We start from the raw sequence: 18880 nt of genomic DNA on the forward strand, positions 1-18880 counted from the left end.
ATGAACGACTTGCAATCGCGGGCCGCGCGGACGGGCAACGCCAAGGGGGCGTTGTACCTGCAGTTTCGCATTCGGGAGCAACGCTTTGCCCTGAGCGTGCACGAGGTGATCGAGGTGCTGCCGCGTCAGCCGCTGAAACCGATCGCCAAGGCACCTGCCTGGGTCGCAGGCATCCTTGCGCACCGAGGCCTGTTGGTACCAGTGGTCGACCTGGCGGCATTGAGCTTCGGCCAACCGGCAGCGCAGCGCACCAGTACCCGCCTGGTTCTGGTGCACTACCGAGTCGGCCTACAGCTTGGTCTGATACTGGAGCAGGCCACCGAAACCCTGCGTTGCCACCCCGACGAGTTCCAGCCGTATGGCGTGGACAGCGGCGAGGCCCCGTACCTGGGCCCGGTGCGTCAGGATGAGCAGGGCTTGTTGCAGCGCATCGAAGTCAACGACCTGCTCCCCGATGCCGTGCACGAGTTGCTGTATGCGGGTGATCCGACAGGGATGCCGACATGAACGAACAGCATTTCTTCCGCTACTTGCGCGAGCGCATAGGCCTGGACGTGGAGTCGGTGGGCGCGCCCATGGTCGAGCGTGCGCTGCGCCAGCGTTGCGTGGCCGTGGACGCCGCGGACCTGGATGATTACTGGCTGCACCTGCAGCAGTCGACGGATGAGCAACAGGCGTTGATCGAAGCGGTCATCGTTCCGGAAACCTGGTTCTTCCGTTACCCCGAATCCTTCACCGCCTTGGCCAGCCTGGCGCACAAGCGCCTGGCCGAGCTGGCCGGGGCGCGCCCGCTGCGCTTGCTCAGCCTGCCTTGCTCGACCGGCGAGGAGCCCTATTCGTTGGCCATGGCCTTGCTCGATGCCGGTATCGCGCCGGGGGCGTTCATGATCGACGGCATGGACATCAGCCCCAGTTCCGTGGCCAAGGCCGGGCAGGCCGTGTACGGGCGCAATGCCTTCCGTGGCAGTAACCTGGGCTTTCGCGAGCGTTACTTCGATGCGCTCGACGAAGGCCACCTCCTGCATGAGCGGGTGCGTGACCAAGTCAGCCTGCAGGTGGGCAACGTACTCGACCCGGCCCTGGCCAGCCGCGATGGCCTGTACGACTTCGTGTTCTGCCGCAACCTGCTGATCTATTTCGACGTGCCGACCCAGCAACGGGTGTTCGAAGTGCTCAAGCGCTTGCTGCATCCACAGGGCGTACTGTTCATCGGCCCCGCCGAAGGCAGCTTGCTGGCGCGGTTGGGCATGCGCCCGCTGGGGATTGCCCAGTCGTTCGCCTACGTGCGCCAGGAGGGCGGTAGCGCTGCGCTGGCTACGCCCCCGGTCCAGCCCTTGCGTCGCACGTCGCCAGCACCTGCCAAGCCAGGCTCTCCGTTACCGAGCGCAGCGTTGCCGCGCCCATTGCGGGTGCTCCCCTTTGCCGCCAAGCCAGCACCGGCGCGCGAGCACAAACGTGAGGATGCAACTGAGTTGCTGGCCAGCATTGCCCGGCTTGCCAACGCCGGTGCCAGCGAGCAGGCCCGTGCCGAATGCCAGCGCTACCTGGGCCAGTTCGCGCCTTCGGCGCAGGTTTACTACTGGCTGGGGCTGCTCAGCGACACCGAAGGCGATGCGCAGCAGGCTCTGACCCACTATCGCAAAGCCCTGTACCTGGAACCGCAGCACTCCGAGGCGCTGGTACACCTGGCTGCCTTGCTGGCAGCCCAGGGTGACCTGGCCGGTGCCCGGCGCCTGCAGGAGCGCGCCGCGCGGGTTGGCCGGGAGTCTGAACGATGAAGGAATCCGCGATGCAATTGCTCGCCGAGGCTGACACGCACGTCGATGACTGCTGGAACCGCATTGGCGTGCACGGCGACAAGCAGTGCCCATTGCTGGAGCGTCATGTTCACTGTCGCAACTGCGAGGTATATGCCGCAGCGGCCACACGCCTGCTCGACCGCTACGCACTTATGCAGGACCACCAGGCCGCCGTGGCTGCGCCGGTGGAGGAAAACACTAGCCGCTCCATGCTGCTGTTCCGCCTTGGCGAAGAATGGCTGGCGCTGCCCACCGCCTGCCTGGCCGAAATTGCCCCGCTGCAGGCGGTGCATTCGCTGCCGCACCAGCGCTCGCGGGTGCTGCAGGGGGTGGCCAACGTACGTGGTGCGCTGGTGCCGTGCCTGTCACTGGCTGACTTGCTGGGTGTGCAGGCCAGCGCTGCCGAGCAACGTGGCGGCCGGGCGATGCCACGCATGCTGATCCTGGCCGCGGAAGGCGGGCCGGTGGTGATGGCGGTCGAGGAAATCGACGGCATTCACCGGCTCGACCCGCTGCTGCTGAACAGCGGGCAGGACGCCTCCCACTTCACCGCAGCGGTCCTGCAATGGCGTGGCCGCAGCGTGCGGGTACTGGACGATCAACATTTACTGTCTGCCGTGCAGCGGAGCCTGTCATGACCCCAGAGCAAATGCGCGACGCATCGTTGCTCGAACTGTTCAGCCTGGAGGCCGAGGCGCAGACCCAGGTGCTCAGTGCCGGCCTGATGGCGCTGGAGCGTAATCCCACGCAGGCCGACCAGCTTGAGGCTTGCATGCGCGCGGCCCACTCGCTGAAGGGCGCGGCGCGGATCGTCGGAGTGGACGCTGGCGTCAGCGTCGCCCATGTCATGGAGGACTGCCTGGTGGCCGCCCAGGAGGGTCGCCTGCGGCTGAGCGCCGAGCATATCGATGCCCTGTTGCAGGGCACCGACCTGTTGATGCGCATCGCCATGCCTGGCGATGTCGGGGCGCAGGCGACCCTGCCGGTGTTCCTTGCGCAAATGGCCAACCTGCTCGACCCGGGGTCGGCAGCCTTGCCCCCCGCGCCGCCAGCCGTGCCAGCGCTGCCGGAAGCGCCGGCGCAAACCGTGCAAGCCGAACCTTTGCCGCTACCTGTCGAACCCTTGGAGCCTGAGCCCGAGCCCGAGCTGGCCCCGCGTCGCAAGGCCGGCAAGCGCACCGGCGAAGGTACGGAGCGGGTGCTGCGGGTCACCGCCGACCGCCTCAACAGCCTGCTCGACCTGTCCAGCAAGTCGCTGGTGGAAACCCAGCGGCTCAAGCCTTACCTGGCCACCCTGCAGCGCCTCAAGCGCATGCACGGCCAGGGCATGCAGGCGCTTGATGGCCTGCGCTTGCAACTGGAGGACAGTGGCCAGAGCAGCGAGGTGCTCGAAGCCCTGGCACAGACCCAGCGCCTGCTGGCGGAAACCCAGCAGATCCTGCAGCAGCAGGCTGCCGACCTGGACGAGTTCGGCTGGCAGGCCAGCCAGCGCGCACAACTGCTCTACGACACCGCGCTGGCCTGCCGGATGCGGCCGTTTGCCGATGTGCTGACCGGCCAGAGCCGCATGGTGCGCGACCTTGGTCGTTCGTTGGGCAAGCCGGTGCGGCTGTTGGTGGAAGGGGAAAAGACCCAGGTCGACCGTGATGTGCTGGAAAAGCTCGAGGCACCGTTGACCCACCTGTTGCGCAACGCGGTCGACCACGGCATCGAGCTGCCCGAGCGGCGCCTGCTGGCGGGCAAGGCGGAGGAGGGCGTGATCCGCCTGCGGGCCTCGCACCAGGCCGGTATGCTCAGCCTTGAACTGATCGACGACGGTGCCGGCATCGACCTCGAACGCCTGCGCAGCAGCATTGTCGAGCGCGCCCTTTCGCCCGCTGACACGGTGGCGCGCATGAGCGAGGAAGAGTTGCTGACATTCCTGTTCCTGCCCGGTTTCAGCCTGCGCGACAAAGTCACCGAGGTGTCCGGGCGCGGTGTCGGCCTGGATGCGGTGCAGCACATGATCCGGGAGCTGCGCGGTTCGATAGAGCTGACCCAGCTGGCCGGGCAGGGCTGCCGTTTCCATTTGCAGGTGCCACTGACCTTGTCGGTTGTGCGCAGCCTGGTGGTCGAGGTGGGTGGCGAGGCCTATGCCTTCCCGCTCGCTCATATCGAACGCACGCTCGAAGTAAGTGCCGAAGAGATCGTGCAGATCGAGGGGCGCCAGCATTTCTGGCACGAAGGCCGGCACATAGGCCTGGTCGCGGCCAGCCAACTGCTCAATCGCCCGGCCGGGCAAACGCAGGAGAGCAACCTGCGCGTGGTGGTGATCCGCGAGCGCGAGCAGTTGTACGGGGTAGCCGTGGAGCGACTGGTGGGCGAGCGGGTGCTGGTGGTGATGCCGCTCGACCCACGGCTGGGCAAGGTGCAGGACATCTCTTCCGGCGCCCTGCTCGACGATGGCTCGGTGGTGCTGATCGTCGATGTGGAGGACCTGCTGCGTTCGGTGGAGAAGCTGCTCAGCACCGGCAGCCTGGAACGCATCGACCGCGGCAGCAGCGGCACCCGTGGCGTGGCGCGCCAGCGCATCCTGGTGGTCGATGATTCGCTGACCGTGCGTGAACTGCAGCGCAAGCTGCTCGGCAACCGTGGCTACGACGTGGCCGTTGCGGTGGATGGCATGGACGGCTGGAACGCCTTGCGTGACGAGGACTTCGACCTGCTGATCACTGATATCGACATGCCGCGCATGGACGGCATCGAGCTGGTCACCCTGGTACGCCGCGACCAGCGCCTGCAATCGCTGCCGGTGATGGTGGTGTCCTACAAGGACCGTGAGGAAGACCGACGGCGGGGCCTGGATGCCGGCGCCGACTACTATTTGGCAAAGGCCAGTTTCCATGACGATGCGTTGCTGGATGCTGTGGTTGAGCTGATCGGAGGTGCTCAGGGATGAAGATCGCCATCGTCAACGACATGCCCATGGCCGTCGAGGCGCTGCGCCGGGCGGTTGCCCTCGAACCGGCGCATCAGGTGGTGTGGGTGGCCAGTAATGGCGCCGAGGCGGTGCAGCGCTGCACCGAGCAGCAGCCAGACCTGATCCTCATGGACCTGATCATGCCGGTCATGGATGGCGTCGAGGCCACCCGGCGGATCATGGCCGAAACCCCTTGCGCCATCGTCATCGTCACGGTCGATCGCAAGCAGAACGTGCACCGGGTATTCGAGGCCATGGGCCACGGCGCCCTCGACGTGGTCGACACGCCGGCGCTGGGGGCGGGCGATCCGCGTGAAGCGGCAGCGCCACTGCTGCGCAAGATCCTCAACATAAGCTGGTTGATTGGTCAGCAGCGCGCACCGGCCGCACGCCCGGTCGCCGCACCCGTGCGGGCGGCGTCACAGCACCGCGGGCTGGTTGCGATCGGTTCGTCCGCTGGCGGCCCGGCGGCCCTCGAAGTACTGCTCAAGGGCCTGCCGGCGGCGTTTCCGGCGGCCATCGTGCTGGTCCAGCATGTGGACCAGGTATTTGCCGCGGGCATGGCAGAATGGCTCAGCAGCGCCGCCGGCTTGCCGGTGCGCCTGGCCCGTGAGGGCGAGCCACCACAGCCGGGGCAGGTATTGCTGGCCGGCACCAATCACCACATCCGCCTGCTACAGAACGGCCAACTGGCCTACACTGCCGAACCTGTCAATGAAATTTACCGGCCCTCGATCGATGTGTTCTTCGAGAGTGTGGCGCGCTATTGGACCGGCGATGCGGTGGGTGTGTTGCTTACCGGCATGGGTCGCGATGGTGCCCAGGGCCTGAAGCTGATGCGCCAGCAGGGTTTCCTGACCATTGCCCAGGACCAGGCCAGCAGTGCGGTGTACGGGATGCCCAAGGCCGCTGCGGCCATCGATGCCGCAGTGGAAATCCGCCCGCTGGAACGCATAGCCGGGCGCTTGATGGAATTTTTCGCAAAATGACGAAGTGTATTGAATCACGCCGCCAGGCCGGCAGTGATCGGGTGAACAGGTATGAATGATTTACCGATCGAAGGTTTCACGACCCCCAACGAGAACTCGGCGATGGTGCTGCTGGTCGACGACCAGGCCATGATCGGCGAGGCGGTGCGGCGTGGCCTGGCCCATGAAGAGAACATCGACTTCCACTTCTGCGCCGACCCGCACCAGGCGGTGGCCCAGGCCGTGCGCATCAAGCCCACGGTGATCCTGCAGGACCTGATCATGCCTGGCCTGGACGGGCTGACCCTGGTGCGTGAATACCGCAACAACCCGGCGACCCAGGACATTCCGATCATCGTCCTGTCGACCAAGGAAGACCCGCTGGTCAAGAGCGCAGCCTTTGCTGCCGGGGCCAACGATTACCTGGTCAAGCTGCCGGACACCATCGAGCTGGTGGCGCGCATCCGCTATCACTCGCGTTCCTACCTTACCTTGTTGCAGCGCGACGAGGCCTACCGCGCTTTGCGTGTCAGCCAGCAGCAACTGCTCGATACCAACCTGATGCTGCAGCGGCTGATGAACTCCGATGGCCTGACCGGGTTGTCCAACCGCCGCCACTTCGACGAGTACCTGGAACTGGAATGGCGCCGGGCCATGCGTGAGCAGCAGCAGTTGTCGCTGCTGATGATCGACGTGGACTACTTCAAGGCCTACAACGACAGCTTTGGCCACCTGGCCGGTGACGAGGCCTTGCGCCAGGTGGCCGAAGCGATCCGCGGCTCGTGCTCGCGGCCGACCGACCTGCCGGCGCGCTATGGTGGCGAGGAATTCGTCCTGGTATTGCCCAACACCTCGCCGGGTGGGGCACGCCTGATGGCCGAGAAGCTGCGCCAGACCGTGCTCGGCCTGGGCATCCCGCACACCGCGCCGGTGCCCGACTCGTATCTGACCGTGAGCATTGGCCTGGCCACCCAGACTCCGTCCATCGGCAGCCATAGCCGGCAACTGATCTCGGCTGCGGACAAAGGCCTGTACCAGGCCAAGAATGGCGGGCGCAACCAGGTTGGCATCGCCTGACAGGGCCTGCACGGTAATTGCAGCCATTCGGCGCCCGGCGGGTCTGCCGCCCTGCGGCGGACTCGGTTATACTCGCAGGCTTTTCACCGAATTCGTGCGAGTAGCCAGCCCATGGAAATCCAACCGATCCTGAACACCATCAAGGACCTCACCGAGCGTTCCCAGTCCATTCGGGGGTATCTTTGACTACGATCACAAGCATGACCGCCTGATCGAAGTCAACCGCGAGCTGGAAGACCCCAACGTCTGGAACAAGCCCGAGTACGCCCAGGCCCTGGGCCGCGAGCGTGCCATGCTGGCGCAGGTCGTCGAGACCCTGGACAAACTGTCCAATGGCCTGTCCGACTGCAAGGACCTGCTCGACATGGCCGTCGAGGAAGAGGATGAAGGCGCCGTAAGCGACGTCGAGACCGAGCTGCAAGCCCTGGAAGAGTCCCTGGCCCTGCTTGAGTTCCGTCGCATGTTCAGCGGCGAGATGGACATGAACAACGCCTACCTGGACATCCAGGCCGGCTCCGGCGGTACCGAGGCGCAGGACTGGGCCAACATCCTGCTGCGCATGTACCTGCGCTGGGCCGACAAGCGTGGTTTCGACGCTACCATCATCGAGCTTTCCGAAGGTGAAGTCGCCGGTATCAAGGGCGCCACCGTGCATATCAAGGGCGAGTACGCCTTCGGCTGGCTGCGCACCGAGATCGGCGTGCACCGCCTGGTGCGCAAGAGCCCGTTCGACTCCGGTGCCCGTCGCCACACCTCGTTCTCGGCGGTGTTCGTGTCGCCCGAGATCGACGACAAGGTCGAGATCGAGATCAACCCGGCCGACCTGCGTATCGACACCTACCGTTCCTCCGGTGCCGGTGGTCAGCACGTGAACACCACCGACTCGGCGGTGCGTATTACCCACGTACCGACCAACACCGTGGTGGCCTGCCAGAACGAACGCTCCCAGCACGCCAACAAGGACACCGCCATGAAAATGCTGCGGGCCAAGTTGTACGAGCTGGAAATGCAGAAGCGCAACGCCGCCTCGCAGGCGCTGGAAGACAGCAAGTCGGACATCGGCTGGGGCCACCAGATCCGCTCCTACGTGCTGGATGACTCGCGTATCAAGGACCTGCGTACCGGTGTCGAGCGCAGCGACTGCCAGAAGGTATTGGACGGCGACCTCGACCAGTACCTGGAAGCGAGCCTCAAGCAAGGGCTGTAAATCGCACACAACCGCCGCGGTACCTGGCCTGGGCCGGTACCGCGTGCCCTGCCCGAAAGGGGCACCGAACACCTGATGGAAAGAATGACGAAATGAGCGACCTCAAGACCGAAGCGCAAGACCTGCAACAGGAAGAAAACGCCCTGATCGCCCTGCGCAAGGAAAAGCTTGCCGCCGAGCGCGCCAAGGGCAATGCCTTCCCCAATGACTTCCGTCGCGACAGCTACTGCAACGACCTGCAGAAGCAGTATGCGGACAAGACCAAGGAAGAACTGGAAGCTGCAGCGATTCCGGTCAAGGTTGCCGGCCGCATCATGCTCAACCGCGGCTCGTTCATGGTCATTCAGGACATGACCGGCCGTATCCAGGTCTACGTCAACCGCAAGACCCTGCCGGAAGAGACCCTGGCTGCGGTCAAGACCTGGGACCTGGGCGACATCATCAGCGCCGAAGGTACCCTGGCCCGTTCCGGCAAGGGCGACCTGTACGTCGAAATGACCAACGTGCGCCTGCTGACCAAGTCGCTGCGCCCGCTGCCCGACAAGCACCACGGCCTGACCGACACCGAGCAGCGCTACCGCCAGCGTTACGTCGACCTGATGGTCAATGAAGAAACCCGTCACACCTTCCGTGTGCGTTCGCAGGTGATCTCGCACATCCGCAAGTTCCTCATCGAGCGCGACTTCCTCGAAGTCGAGACGCCGATGCTGCAAACCATCCCGGGCGGTGCCGCGGCCAAGCCGTTCGAAACCCACCACAACGCCCTGGACATGGCCATGTTCCTGCGTATCGCGCCGGAGCTGTACCTCAAGCGCCTGGTGGTTGGTGGCTTCGAGAAGGTATTCGAGATCAACCGCAACTTCCGTAACGAAGGCGTTTCGACTCGTCACAACCCTGAATTCACCATGCTCGAGTTCTACCAGGCCTACGCCGACTACCGCGACAACATGGACCTCACCGAGGAACTGTTCCGCGAGCTGGCGCAGCTGGTACTGGGCACTACCGACGTGCCGTACGGCGACAAGGTGTTCCACTTCGGCGAGCCGTTCGCCCGCCTGTCGGTATTCGACTCGATCCTCAAGTACAACCCGGAGCTGACCGCTGCCGACCTGCAGGACGTCGACCGCGCCCGCGACATCGCCAAAAAGGCCGGCGCCAAGGTGCTGGGCCACGAAGGCCTGGGCAAGCTGCAGGTGATGATTTTCGAAGAGCTGGTCGAGCACAAGCTGGAGCAGCCGCACTTCATTACCGAGTACCCGTTCGAAGTGTCGCCGCTGGCCCGTCGCAACGACGACAACCCGGCTGTTACCGACCGTTTCGAGCTGTTCATCGGTGGCCGCGAGATCGCCAACGCCTACTCCGAGCTCAACGATGCCGAAGACCAGGCCGAGCGCTTCCTGGCCCAGGTGGCCGAGAAGGACGCCGGTGACGACGAAGCCATGCACTACGACGCCGACTTCGTTCGCGCACTGGAGTACGGCATGCCGCCGACTGCAGGTGAAGGTATCGGTATCGACCGCCTGGTGATGCTGTTGACCAACTCGCCGTCGATCCGCGACGTGATCCTGTTCCCGCACATGCGTCCGCAGGCCTGAGTGAATTGAATGAGCCGCCTTTCGAGGCGGCTTTTTCTTGCCTGAAGCATTATGTTGTCAGTACCGGCCCTATCGCCGGCAAGCCAGCTCCCACAGGGTTCCCACAATCTTCAGGACTTGTGCAGTACCTGTGGGAGCTGGCTTGCCGGCGATAGGGCCGGTACAGGCTGCAGATGACTTGAACCATGAGGTACCCCCTGTGACACCCGCAATGCCTCACCAGGGCGCCGCCGGCATCGCCACCGCCGTCGCCGAAAGCGTGCAATACCAAGGCCGCAAGACTGCCCGCCAGGGCAGCGAGCAGCGTCGCCAACTGATCCTCGATGCCGCCATGCGCATTGTCGTGCGCGATGGCGTACGCGGTGTGCGCCATCGCGCCGTCGCCGCCGAGGCCGGTGTGCCATTGTCGGCCACCACCTACTACTTCAAGGATATCGAGGACCTGCTCACCGATACCTTTGCCCAGTACGTCGAACGCAGCGCCGCCTATATGGCCAAGCTGTGGGCCAATACCGAGGTGGTGTTGCGCCAGTTGCTGGCCCAGGGTGACGGCAGCCCGCAGGCGCGGGCACGTCTGGCTGACGAGGTAGCACGCATGACTGCCGACTACGTGCAGCGACAGTTGCTGAACCGCCGTGATTTTCTGATGGCCGAGCAGGCCTTCCGCCAGGAGGCGCTACTGTGCCCGCGCCTGGCTCAACTGGTGTGCGCCCATGAACAGATCCTGCTGCATGGCACCCGCCAATTGCTGCAGGTGGTGGGCTCGCAACAACCGGAACAGGACGCCCAAATGTTGACGGCGATTATCGAGCAGATGGAATATCAGGGCCTGCTCAAGGATGCGAACGCGCAAGCCGATGGGCAGATGCTCGCTATGCTTAGCCGATACCTGCAGCTGGTGCTTGCATCGGCCTGAGCCGAGACTGACTTTTCAAGGAGAACCTGATGAAAGCCTGGCGTGTGGTGTTGTTGACTCTGTCATTCCTGCTGCTGGGCGGTTGTCTGGTGACCTTCCACGAGCCCTTGCCTAGCAACCAGGCGGCGCCCAAGGCCCTGCTCGGCAAGTGGAGCAGCAAGGACGCCTGGGGCGAGCCGCTGAAGTTGGTGATCAGCCGTAGCGGCGGTGATGCCTACAAGGCGGTGGCCACGGCCAAAGGCAAGGCCCCTGAGGAATACGTGTTCACCGTGTCGCGCCACGGCAACCGCTGGTACCTGTCGGCTGGCGTGCCGAAGCGCCTGGGTGGCAATTTCCTGATCGGCGGTTTCGATATCGTCGATGGCAAGGAACTGGTGGTCTACAACCTGGATGTCGAGCAGGTGCAGCAGGCGGTGGACAAGAAGGAGCTGACCGGGCGCAGCACCGAAGTGCCGGAAGACAACGGCGACGGCGTGCTGATCGACAGCCCGTCGGCGCGGGTGCTGGCGTACCTGGACGACCCGGCCAACTCCGACCTGTTCGTTGAAGTGGCGCGGTTCCAGCGCTCCGGCAAGTAAATACCTGTGCCGGCCTCTTCGCGGGCTTGCCCGCTCCCACAGGTACAACGCTGCTCTCGACTGTGGCGCCCCTCCTGTGGGAGCGGGCGAGCCCGCGAAGAGGCCGGTACAGGTTTCTTGTACTAGAAAGGAGTCCCCGGTGGACGAATACCAGCAAACCATCCGTGCCCTGTCCGACCGCATCGTTGCGGCACAGACCCCGATCCGGGTTCTGGACGCGGTGAAGTGGGACGACAACATCCGCCAGGGTTTCCTCAAGGCCAAGGGCAAGGAGCCGCCGGCCGTCGACCGTGCCTACTACCAGTCGCGCCCGCTGGCGTTCGACTCCAGCGCGGTCAAGGCCGAGTTCCAGGGCATCGAGCGCGACATCATTCGCCAGCTCGGCCAGTTCAACCCGGTCGGGCAGATCATGAAGCGCATGTGCCGCGAATACCGCATGGTGGTGCGCATGCTCGAAGCGCGTGGCACCGAGGATTTCGGGCTGATCTCCCAGGAACTGTACGGCGCTGCCTCGGATGCCTTCCACGCTGGTGATCCGACCCTGGCCGACCTCGGCCTGATGCTGTCGGACTACCTGAACAACATCGATGGCCGTGGCGACCTCAAGGACGAGCCGAAGAACCTCACTGCCAAGGAAGCCGTGGAAATCCTCCAGCACCGGTTGAACAAGGTATTCGGCGAGGCCGAGGAGACCATCCGTGTGTTCGAGTCCGACGGTATCGTCGCCGATGCCGCGGCCGGGGCCGACTACATCAAGGTGCGTGCCGACGCCATGTTCAACTCCCGTGACGTGCGCGCCCTGGAGGTGCACGAAGGGCTGGTGCATGTCGGCACCACGCTCAACGGCCTGAACCAGCCGATCTGTACCTTCCTGGCCAAGGGCCCGCCCTCGTCGACGGTGACCCAGGAAGGCCTGGCCATCCTCATGGAGGTGATCGCCTTCGCCTCCTACCCCAGCCGCCTGCGCAAGCTCACCAACCGCACCCGCGCCATCCACATGGTCGAGGAGGGTGCCGATTTCATGCAGATCTACAACTTCTTCCGCGAGCAGGGGTTCGAGATGGCGCAGAGCTACAGCAACGCCAGCCGTGTGTTCCGCGGGTCGGTGCCCAATGGCCTGCCATTTACCAAGGACTTGTCCTACCTCAAAGGCTTCATCATGGTTTACAACTACATTCAGTTGGCCGTGAAGAAGGGCAAGCTCGAACAGATCCCGTTGCTGTTCTGTGGCAAGACCACCCTGGAAGACATGCGTACCCTGCGACAGCTGGTCGAGGAAGGCCTGGTCGAGCCGCCCAAGTACCTGCCCGAGCAGTTCCGCGACCTCAATGCGCTGTCGGCCTGGATGTGCTTCTCCAACTTCCTCAACCACCTGAGCCTGGACCGTATTGAAGCCGATTACGCGAACATTCTCTGAGTGCTGCCGCCTGCTGGCCCTGGGTTTGATCCTGCTGGGCCTGGGCGGTTGCAGCAGCCTGCTGTTCTATCCCGAGCGCGGCCAGCCGTTCACGCCCGAGCGGGCCAGGCTCGAGTACCGCGATGTCACCCTGACCACTGCTGATGGCATCCGCCTGCACGGCTGGTGGTTGCCGGCCAAGGCCGGGGTCGAGGTCAAGGGCACGGTGTTGCACCTGCACGGCAATGGCGGCAACCTGTCCGGGCACCTGGGCGGCAGCTACTGGCTGCCGGAGCAGGGCTACCAGGTGTTGATGATCGATTACCGCGGCTATGGCCTGTCCCAGGGCGAGCCGAGCCTGCCCGAGGTGTACCAGGACATCGCCGCGGCCATGGCCTGGCTGGAGCAGGCGCCCGAGGTCAAGGGCAAGCCGCTGGTGCTGCTGGGGCAGAGCCTTGGCGGGGCCATGGCCATTCACTACCTGGCGGCCCACCCGGAGCAGCGCCAGCTTTTCAGTGCTTTGGTATTCGACGGTGTGCCGGCCAGTTACCGTGCGGTCGGGCGCTTTGCCCTCAGCACCTCGTGGATGACCTGGCCGCTGCAGGTGCCGCTGTCGTGGCTGGTGCCGGACGGTGACAGCGCGATCCGCTCGATCAAACAACTGAGCAGCCCGCCCAAGCTGTTCTTCCACAGCATCGACGATACCCTGGTGCCGATGGACAACGGCATCCGCCTGTACCAGCACGCGCCAGCGCCGCGGGTGCTGCAACTGACCCGTGGTGGCCACGTGCAGACCTTCGCCGACCCGACCTGGCGCCAGGTCATGCTGCGTTTTCTTGACGACCCCAGCCATTTCAACGGCCTGCGGCGGCTGGCCGAAGTGCCCAATTACCCTGACGAGAAGAACAAGCAATGAGTGAAGAACGCAACGCCATCCCGCTGATCCTGACCGGTGTCGGCAGCATCATCGTGACGGTGGGGGCCTTGTGGTACTACGGTTACCTGCATTTCGCCAAGCCCGAAGATGCCCTGTTGCTGCAGGACTTCACCATGCTCAAGACCATCCCCGGCGAGGACTACAAGGTCTCGCTGGACCCGGCACCACAAATGGCCCAGTGCGTCGACGGCGTGTTGGTGCTGTTCGATACCCAGCAGAAAGGCCTGACAGGGGTGCTGGTGGACAACCGCAAGCGTGCTGTGCGTTGCATGGGCGAGGAAACGCCGCAGCAGGTGCAGTGAGCCATTATCTCTGCTGCCTGTGCTGGCCCTTTCGCGGCTGAAGCCGCTCCTACAGGGACCGCACCAGTCCCTGTGGGAGCAGCTTCAGCCGCGAAAGGGCCAGCACAGGCAAAAGAAAGCCCCGCTTCGATCGCGGGGCTTGTCAGTTCAGCTAGCCAGCCTTACTGCTGTACCTGGCTCACAGAGCGAGGTGCCACCGGCTGGTTGTCGTTGGAGATGGTCACCTCCACCCGGCGGTTCTGCGCACGCCCCGAATTGCTCGAGTTGTCCGCGACCGGGTACTCCTTGCCATAGCCCTGGGCGACGATGCGCGCTGGGTCGACGCCAGCACGTACCAGTGCCATGCGTACGCTGTTGGCGCGGCGCTCCGACAGGCCCTGGTTGTAGTTGGCCGAGCCGACGCTGTCGGTGTAACCCTCGACGATCACCTTGCGTTCCGGGTTTTCCTGGAGGAATTGCGCCAGCTTGGTGACGTTCGGGTAGGCGTTGCTCTTGAGTTCGGCCTTGTTGAAGTCGAACAGCACGTCTCCGAAGGTGACCAGCGTGCCGCGGTCGGTCTGCTTGGCGTTGAGGCTGTCCTGCAGCTTGGCGATCTGTGCGTCGCGTGCGTCAAGCTTGGCCTGGGCGCGCTGGGCCGAAGCGTTCTTCAGTTCGCTTTCGGCAGTGCGCAGGGCGATGGTCTGCTTGGCCACTTCGACGCGCTGGTTGGTCAGGTAGGCCAATTGGTCGACCTTCTTCTCGTCTTCACGGTCCATGTAGGCCTTGTCGGCCTTGTTCAGCCAGTCCTGGGCGTCCTTGGTCTCCAGCGCCGCAACCTTGCTCGATTGCGGGTCGCTCTGCAGCGAGGAGAAGTTGGTGCGGGCCGATTCGAGGTTGGCGTTAGGGTCGTGCGAGCAGGCGGCAAGGCCGACGCTCAGGGCCAGCAGGGCGGGAATCATGACGTAGTTGCGCATAGTGTTCATCCTTTGATCGTGTGCGAAGACCGAGGTGGGCAGGGCAGGGCTCACTGAGCGCTGCGCAGGCCTTCCTCACGTACGTCCTGAACGCCCTGGCGGGCATCCTGCACGGCCTTCTGGGCCTTGGCCGCCTGGGCCTTGCGTTCGGCGAGGCGGGCGTCCCACTCGGCCTGTTCGGCCAGGCGCCTGGCGTCGTCGTACTTCTTGTCATGCATGGCGATCTCGGCCTGCTTGAACTTGTCCTGTGCCGCTTTCATTTCAACGGCGGCGAACTCGGTGCCGCCAGCGCTGACGGCGGAGTTCACGGCGGACTGGGTGACTGCATACTGCTCGGTGGGCGGGTTGCCGGCACAGCCAGCCAGGACCAGGCTGCTGCCCAAGGCCAGCGCTGCCAGCTTGAACCCGCGCACATGAGTGGATGAGGGTTTGTAGATGCGGGTGTTCTTGGTGGTCAGTTCCATTGGATCACTCCTGTTTACGACATTGTCCGTAGCAGTCCATCGCTCGTTCCCTGACACGTGCGCGCGCTTCAGCTCAACGGTGCACAACGGCAGGTGTGCAGGGTTTTAGCGTGATGGCTATCGGCTGTGACTGACGCATTTTTCGGATAGTTCAGAAAAATTTGATCCTGTCTGGGGTTTGTGGCGTCTGGGAGATCGAGCGCCGCCCCCGCGGCGCTTCGCAGCGCAAGGCTGCTCCTACATCTGTTTCGGGCCAATTATTCCTGTGAGGTTTGTGCGCGAACGCTTTGGCGCATGGCTCGATATCGCGTTGTACGAACAAGACGGTCGCGTGCACTGGCACAGGCGTGACTGGCCCGAGACAGATGTAGGAGCAGCCTTGCGCTGCGAAGCGCCGCGCGGGCGGCGCTTGATATCACAGGCGCTGCAAACCCCACGTCCTACCCATTAGCTATTCGCTGTCGGCTGCTGGGTTGCTCAGGGCGTGCAGATGCTGTCGCGACAGTGACAGAAAGCGCGGAGTAGGGCCGATGTCCTCGTACAGCGGGTCGCCTTCCTCGTCGGTGGCAATGACCTGGCGGCCTTGCACATAGGGGAAGCTGGCCTCCAGTTCCTCGAGGGCTGCCGCGACCAGCTCTCCGAGCAGTTCCTCGGCGGTGCGCTTGGGGTACATGTCGATCAGCGCGGCCAGGCGCGCTTCGGACTCAAGGTCCAGATGCAGGACATGGCCCGTGGGGCTGAGGGTACCGGCGGCATTCTGTTCCCAGTGCTGGGCGAGTTCACGGATTTTCATGCTGACCTCTGTTGACGCCTGAAAGGGCTGCAATGCATGGGAGTGTCGTGCTTTCACTTTAGTTTGCTTTGGCCGATCACGGCTTGCCATCGGCGCCTGGCTGTGGGCACTCTTGGAGCGAATACCGCGCTCCCACAGGGGATCGCGTAAAGGCTGAAAAAGGGATGCAATGCGCCAGAGCCGCGCCGGAGAGAGGGCCAATGACCGATATCGATGTGCGTTTGCGTGAAGATGTCCATGTGTTGGGTGAACTGCTTGGCGATACCATTCGCCTGCAGCATGGCGAGGCGTTCCTGCAGAAGATCGAGGACATCCGTCACAGTGCCAAGGCCGACCGCCGTAGCGCCGGCGAGCAACTGAGCTCGACCCTAGCGGACCTGGCCGATGAAGACTTGCTGCCCGTGGCCAGGGCCTTCAATCAGTTCCTCAACCTGGCCAACATGGCCGAGCAGTACCAGTTGATCCGCCGCCGCGACGCCGACCAGCCCGAGCCGTTCGAGGCCCGGGTGCTGCCCGAGCTGCTGGCGCGCCTGAAGCAGGCCGGGCACAGCAATGATGCCCTGGCCCGGCAATTGGCCAAGCTCGACATCCAGCTGGTGCTCACTGCGCACCCCACCGAAGTGGCCCGCCGCACCCTGATCCAGAAGTACGATGCCATCGCCGGCCAACTGGCTGCCCAGGACCACCGCGACCTGACCCCGGGCGAACGCCAGCAGGTGCGCGAGCGCTTGCGCCGGCTGATCGCCGAGGCCTGGCACACCGAAGAAATCCGCCGCACCCGACCGACGCCGGTGGACGAAGCCAAGTGGGGCTTTGCGGTAATCGAGCATTCGCTGTGGCACGCCATCCCCAGCCACTTGCGCAAGGTCGACAAGGCCCTGCTGGAGGCTACCGGCCTGCGCCTGCCGCTGGAAGCGGCGCCGATCCGCTTCGCCTCGTGGATGGGCGGTGACCGTGATGGCAACCCCAACGTGACCGCAGCGGTCACCCGCGAAGTCCTGCTGCTGGCGCGCTGGATGGCTGCCGACCTGTTCCTGCGCGACATCGATGCGCTGGCTTCCGAGTTGTCCATGCAGCAGGCCGACGATGCGCTGCGCGAGCAGGTCGGCGACAGTCCCGAACCCTACCGCTCCCTGCTCAAGCAACTGCGCGATCGCCTGCGAGCAACGCGCGCGTGGGCGCATTCGGCATTGACCAGCAGCCAGCCGGCCAGCGCCGAGGTGCTGGTGGACAACCGCGACCTGATCGCGCCGCTGGAGCTGTGCTACCAGTCCCTGCACGCCTGCGGCATGGGTGTGATCGCCGAAGGCCCGTTGCTCGACTGCCTGCGCCGCGCCGTGACCTTTGGCCTGTTCCTGGGCCGCCTGGACGTGCGCCAGGACGCCGCTCGCCACCGTGATGCGTTGAGCGAGATTACCGACTACCTGGGCTTGGGGCGTTATGCCGACTGGGATGAAGAGCAGCGCATTGAGTTCCTACAGGCCGAGCTGAAAAACCGCCGGCCACTGCTGCCCGCGCATTTCAAGCCGCAGGCCGAAACCGCCGAGGTGCTTGCCACCTGCCGGGAAATTGCCGCCGCGCCAGCCGCATCGCTGGGCTCTTACGTGATCTCCATGGCCGGTGCCGCCTCGGATGTGCTGGCGGTGCAGCTGCTGTTGAAGGAGGCCGGCCTGACGCGGCCCATGCGCGTGGTGCCGCTGTTCGAGACCCTGGCCGACCTCGACAATGCTGGCCCGGTGATGCAACGCCTGCTTGGCCTGCCAGGCTACCGAGCGAACCTGCGCGGCCCGCAGGAAGTGATGATCGGCTATTCCGACTCGGCCAAGGACGCTGGTACCACGGCAGCAGCCTGGGCGCAGTACCGGGCCCAGGAAAACCTGGTGCGCATCTGCGCCGAGCACCAGGTCGAATTGCTGCTGTTCCACGGCCGTGGCGGCACGGTGGGCCGCGGCGGTGGCCCGGCCCACGCGGCGATCCTGTCGCAGCCACCGGGTTCGGTGGCGGGGCGCTTCCGCACCACCGAGCAGGGCGAGATGATCCGCTTCAAGTTCGGCTTGCCGGGTATCGCCGAGCAGAACCTGAACCTGTACCTGGCTGCGGTGCTGGAAGCCACCTTGTTGCCACCGCCACCACCGCAGCCGGCCTGGCGCGAGGTGATGGACCAGCTTGCCGCCGATGGCGTCAAGGCCTACCGCGGCGTGGTGCGGGAGAACCCCGATTTTGTCGAGTACTTCCGCCAGTCGACCCCGGAGCAGGAACTGGGGCGCCTGCCGCTGGGCAGCCGACCGGCCAAGCGCCGCGCCGGTGGCATCGAAAGCCTGCGGGCCATCCCGTGGATCTTCGGCTGGACCCAGACCCGCCTGATGCTGCCAGCCTGGCTTGGTTGGGAAACGGCATTGAACAATGCCCTGGCCCGTGGCCAGGGTGAACTGCTGGCGCAGATGCGCGAGCAATGGCCGTTCTTCCGCACCCGCATCGACATGCTCGAGATGGTGCTGGCCAAGGCCGATGCGCAGATCGCCGAGGCCTACGACGAACGTCTAGTGCAACCGCACCTGCTGCCTTTGGGTGCGCACCTGCGCGACCTATTGTCGCAGTCGTGCCAGGTGGTACTGGGCCTTACCGGGCAGCCGGTGCTACTGGCGCACAGCCCCGAGACGCTGGAATTCATCAGCCTGCGCAATACCTACCTGGACCCGTTGCACCGCCTGCAGGCCGAGTTGCTGGCCCGCTCGCGCAGCCGCGAAGCCGCTCTGGACAGCCCGTTGGAGCAGGCCTTGCTGGTGACTGTGGCGGGTATTGCAGCCGGCCTGCGCAACACCGGCTGAGGGTAGGCCCGGGGCGCACAGGGCAGGTGCCGTGCGGGGGATGCAAGTGGGCGAAGAGGGTGGTTGCGCCGGGCGCAACCGCCTGCCAGGCCAGCCGTAGGTGGCGCA

General features: G+C 64.7%; 17 protein-coding genes. 14 read left to right on the forward strand and 3 right to left on the reverse strand.

Annotation, left to right across the window (positions count from 1 at the left end; genetic code table 11):
- The 13 genes from GYA95_RS01805 (at position 1) to GYA95_RS01865 (ending at position 13734) form a co-directional block, all read left to right on the forward strand.
- Entirely contained in the window at positions 1-507 is a 507-nt protein-coding gene (locus GYA95_RS01805) for a chemotaxis protein CheW (RefSeq protein ID WP_015269156.1), read from the forward strand.
- The gene (locus tag GYA95_RS01810) at positions 504-1778 is read left to right on the forward strand and encodes a CheR family methyltransferase (RefSeq protein WP_015269157.1); all 1275 of its coding nucleotides are present in this window, start codon (positions 504-506) and stop codon (positions 1776-1778) included. Before GYA95_RS01805 ends, GYA95_RS01810 begins: the two co-directional genes overlap by 4 nt.
- The gene (locus GYA95_RS01815) at positions 1775-2437 is read left to right on the forward strand and encodes a chemotaxis protein CheW (protein WP_043935385.1); all 663 of its coding nucleotides are present in this window, start codon (positions 1775-1777) and stop codon (positions 2435-2437) included. Before GYA95_RS01810 ends, GYA95_RS01815 begins: the two co-directional genes overlap by 4 nt.
- Positions 2434-4737 carry a hybrid sensor histidine kinase/response regulator gene (locus GYA95_RS01820; RefSeq protein ID WP_015269159.1) on the forward strand — a complete coding sequence of 768 codons (2304 nt, stop codon included), beginning with the start codon at positions 2434-2436 and terminating at the stop codon, positions 4735-4737. The genes GYA95_RS01815 and GYA95_RS01820 overlap by 4 nt, the downstream gene beginning before the upstream one ends.
- Positions 4734-5747: a Wsp signal transduction system protein-glutamate methylesterase WspF gene (wspF, locus tag GYA95_RS01825; protein WP_013971215.1), complete on the forward strand. Its 1014-nt coding sequence runs from the start codon at positions 4734-4736 to the stop codon at positions 5745-5747. The genes GYA95_RS01820 and wspF overlap by 4 nt, the downstream gene beginning before the upstream one ends.
- A gap of 51 nt (positions 5748-5798) precedes the next feature.
- Positions 5799-6803 carry a Wsp signal transduction system regulator diguanylate cyclase WspR gene (gene wspR / locus GYA95_RS01830; protein WP_015269160.1) on the forward strand — a complete coding sequence of 335 codons (1005 nt, stop codon included), beginning with the start codon at positions 5799-5801 and terminating at the stop codon, positions 6801-6803.
- Between the two features lie 111 nt (positions 6804-6914).
- A protein-coding gene (gene prfB, locus GYA95_RS01835; protein WP_096009945.1) for a peptide chain release factor 2 occupies positions 6915-8010 on the forward strand; the annotation gives its coding sequence in 2 pieces (ribosomal slippage) (positions 6915-6986 and positions 6988-8010; 1095 coding nt in all).
- 92 nt (positions 8011-8102) lie between these two features.
- Positions 8103-9605 (forward strand): lysine--tRNA ligase, encoded by a 1503-nt coding sequence (gene lysS, locus GYA95_RS01840; RefSeq protein WP_013971217.1) that lies wholly within the window; start codon positions 8103-8105, stop codon positions 9603-9605.
- 211 nt (positions 9606-9816) lie between these two features.
- The gene (locus GYA95_RS01845; RefSeq protein ID WP_015269162.1) at positions 9817-10521 is read left to right on the forward strand and encodes a TetR/AcrR family transcriptional regulator; all 705 of its coding nucleotides are present in this window, start codon (positions 9817-9819) and stop codon (positions 10519-10521) included.
- A 29-nt stretch (positions 10522-10550) separates the two neighbouring features.
- On the forward strand, positions 10551-11099 hold the full coding sequence (locus GYA95_RS01850; protein WP_003258915.1) for a hypothetical protein: 549 nt from the start codon (positions 10551-10553) through the stop codon (positions 11097-11099).
- A 139-nt stretch (positions 11100-11238) separates the two neighbouring features.
- On the forward strand, positions 11239-12516 hold the full coding sequence (locus tag GYA95_RS01855; protein ID WP_013971219.1) for a flavohemoglobin expression-modulating QEGLA motif protein: 1278 nt from the start codon (positions 11239-11241) through the stop codon (positions 12514-12516).
- Positions 12488-13411 carry an alpha/beta hydrolase gene (locus GYA95_RS01860; protein WP_043935390.1) on the forward strand — a complete coding sequence of 308 codons (924 nt, stop codon included), beginning with the start codon at positions 12488-12490 and terminating at the stop codon, positions 13409-13411. The genes GYA95_RS01855 and GYA95_RS01860 overlap by 29 nt, the downstream gene beginning before the upstream one ends.
- Positions 13408-13734, forward strand: coding sequence for a hypothetical protein (locus tag GYA95_RS01865; protein ID WP_013971221.1), 327 nt, complete (start codon positions 13408-13410; stop codon positions 13732-13734). Before GYA95_RS01860 ends, GYA95_RS01865 begins: the two co-directional genes overlap by 4 nt.
- Before the next feature lie 161 nt (positions 13735-13895).
- Here the strand turns inward: GYA95_RS01865 and GYA95_RS01870 are convergent, their stop codons facing one another.
- The 3 genes from GYA95_RS01870 to GYA95_RS01880 form a co-directional block, all read right to left on the reverse strand.
- A complete protein-coding gene (locus tag GYA95_RS01870) occupies positions 13896-14687 on the reverse strand; it encodes an OmpA family protein (RefSeq protein WP_015269164.1) in 792 nt (263 codons plus the stop codon).
- A 50-nt stretch (positions 14688-14737) separates the two neighbouring features.
- Entirely contained in the window at positions 14738-15151 is a 414-nt protein-coding gene (locus GYA95_RS01875; protein WP_003258911.1) for a DUF4398 domain-containing protein, read from the reverse strand.
- A gap of 451 nt (positions 15152-15602) precedes the next feature.
- On the reverse strand, positions 15603-15944 hold the full coding sequence (locus tag GYA95_RS01880; RefSeq protein WP_015269165.1) for a hypothetical protein: 342 nt from the start codon (positions 15942-15944) through the stop codon (positions 15603-15605).
- Between the two features lie 200 nt (positions 15945-16144).
- On the opposite strand from GYA95_RS01880, the gene ppc reads away from it, so the two are divergent.
- Complete coding sequence (ppc, locus tag GYA95_RS01885) at positions 16145-18772, forward strand: phosphoenolpyruvate carboxylase (RefSeq protein WP_015269166.1); 2628 nt, start codon at positions 16145-16147, stop codon at positions 18770-18772.
- Positions 18773-18880 lie beyond the last annotated feature (108 nt).

This window comes from Pseudomonas asiatica, from assembly GCF_009932335.1.
GTDB lineage: Bacteria > Pseudomonadota > Gammaproteobacteria > Pseudomonadales > Pseudomonadaceae > Aquipseudomonas > Aquipseudomonas asiatica.

What these genes read in the sequence shown, in the direction of transcription:
- GYA95_RS01875 (WP_003258911.1), bottom strand. Translation starts at nt 15,151, where the DNA reads ATGGAACTGACCACCAAGAACACCCGCATCTACAAACCCTCATCCACT.
- wspR (WP_015269160.1), top strand. Translation starts at nt 5,799, where the DNA reads ATGAATGATTTACCGATCGAAGGTTTCACGACCCCCAACGAGAACTCG.
- GYA95_RS01820 (WP_015269159.1), top strand. Translation starts at nt 2,434, where the DNA reads ATGACCCCAGAGCAAATGCGCGACGCATCGTTGCTCGAACTGTTCAGC.
- lysS (WP_013971217.1), top strand. Translation starts at nt 8,103, where the DNA reads ATGAGCGACCTCAAGACCGAAGCGCAAGACCTGCAACAGGAAGAAAAC.
- GYA95_RS01870 (WP_015269164.1), bottom strand. Translation starts at nt 14,687, where the DNA reads ATGCGCAACTACGTCATGATTCCCGCCCTGCTGGCCCTGAGCGTCGGC.
- GYA95_RS01880 (WP_015269165.1), bottom strand. Translation starts at nt 15,944, where the DNA reads ATGAAAATCCGTGAACTCGCCCAGCACTGGGAACAGAATGCCGCCGGT.
- wspF (WP_013971215.1), top strand. Translation starts at nt 4,734, where the DNA reads ATGAAGATCGCCATCGTCAACGACATGCCCATGGCCGTCGAGGCGCTG.
- GYA95_RS01865 (WP_013971221.1), top strand. Translation starts at nt 13,408, where the DNA reads ATGAGTGAAGAACGCAACGCCATCCCGCTGATCCTGACCGGTGTCGGC.
- GYA95_RS01810 (WP_015269157.1), top strand. Translation starts at nt 504, where the DNA reads ATGAACGAACAGCATTTCTTCCGCTACTTGCGCGAGCGCATAGGCCTG.
- ppc (WP_015269166.1), top strand. Translation starts at nt 16,145, where the DNA reads ATGACCGATATCGATGTGCGTTTGCGTGAAGATGTCCATGTGTTGGGT.
- GYA95_RS01815 (WP_043935385.1), top strand. Translation starts at nt 1,775, where the DNA reads ATGAAGGAATCCGCGATGCAATTGCTCGCCGAGGCTGACACGCACGTC.
- GYA95_RS01850 (WP_003258915.1), top strand. Translation starts at nt 10,551, where the DNA reads ATGAAAGCCTGGCGTGTGGTGTTGTTGACTCTGTCATTCCTGCTGCTG.
- GYA95_RS01805 (WP_015269156.1), top strand. Translation starts at nt 1, where the DNA reads ATGAACGACTTGCAATCGCGGGCCGCGCGGACGGGCAACGCCAAGGGG.
- GYA95_RS01845 (WP_015269162.1), top strand. Translation starts at nt 9,817, where the DNA reads ATGCCTCACCAGGGCGCCGCCGGCATCGCCACCGCCGTCGCCGAAAGC.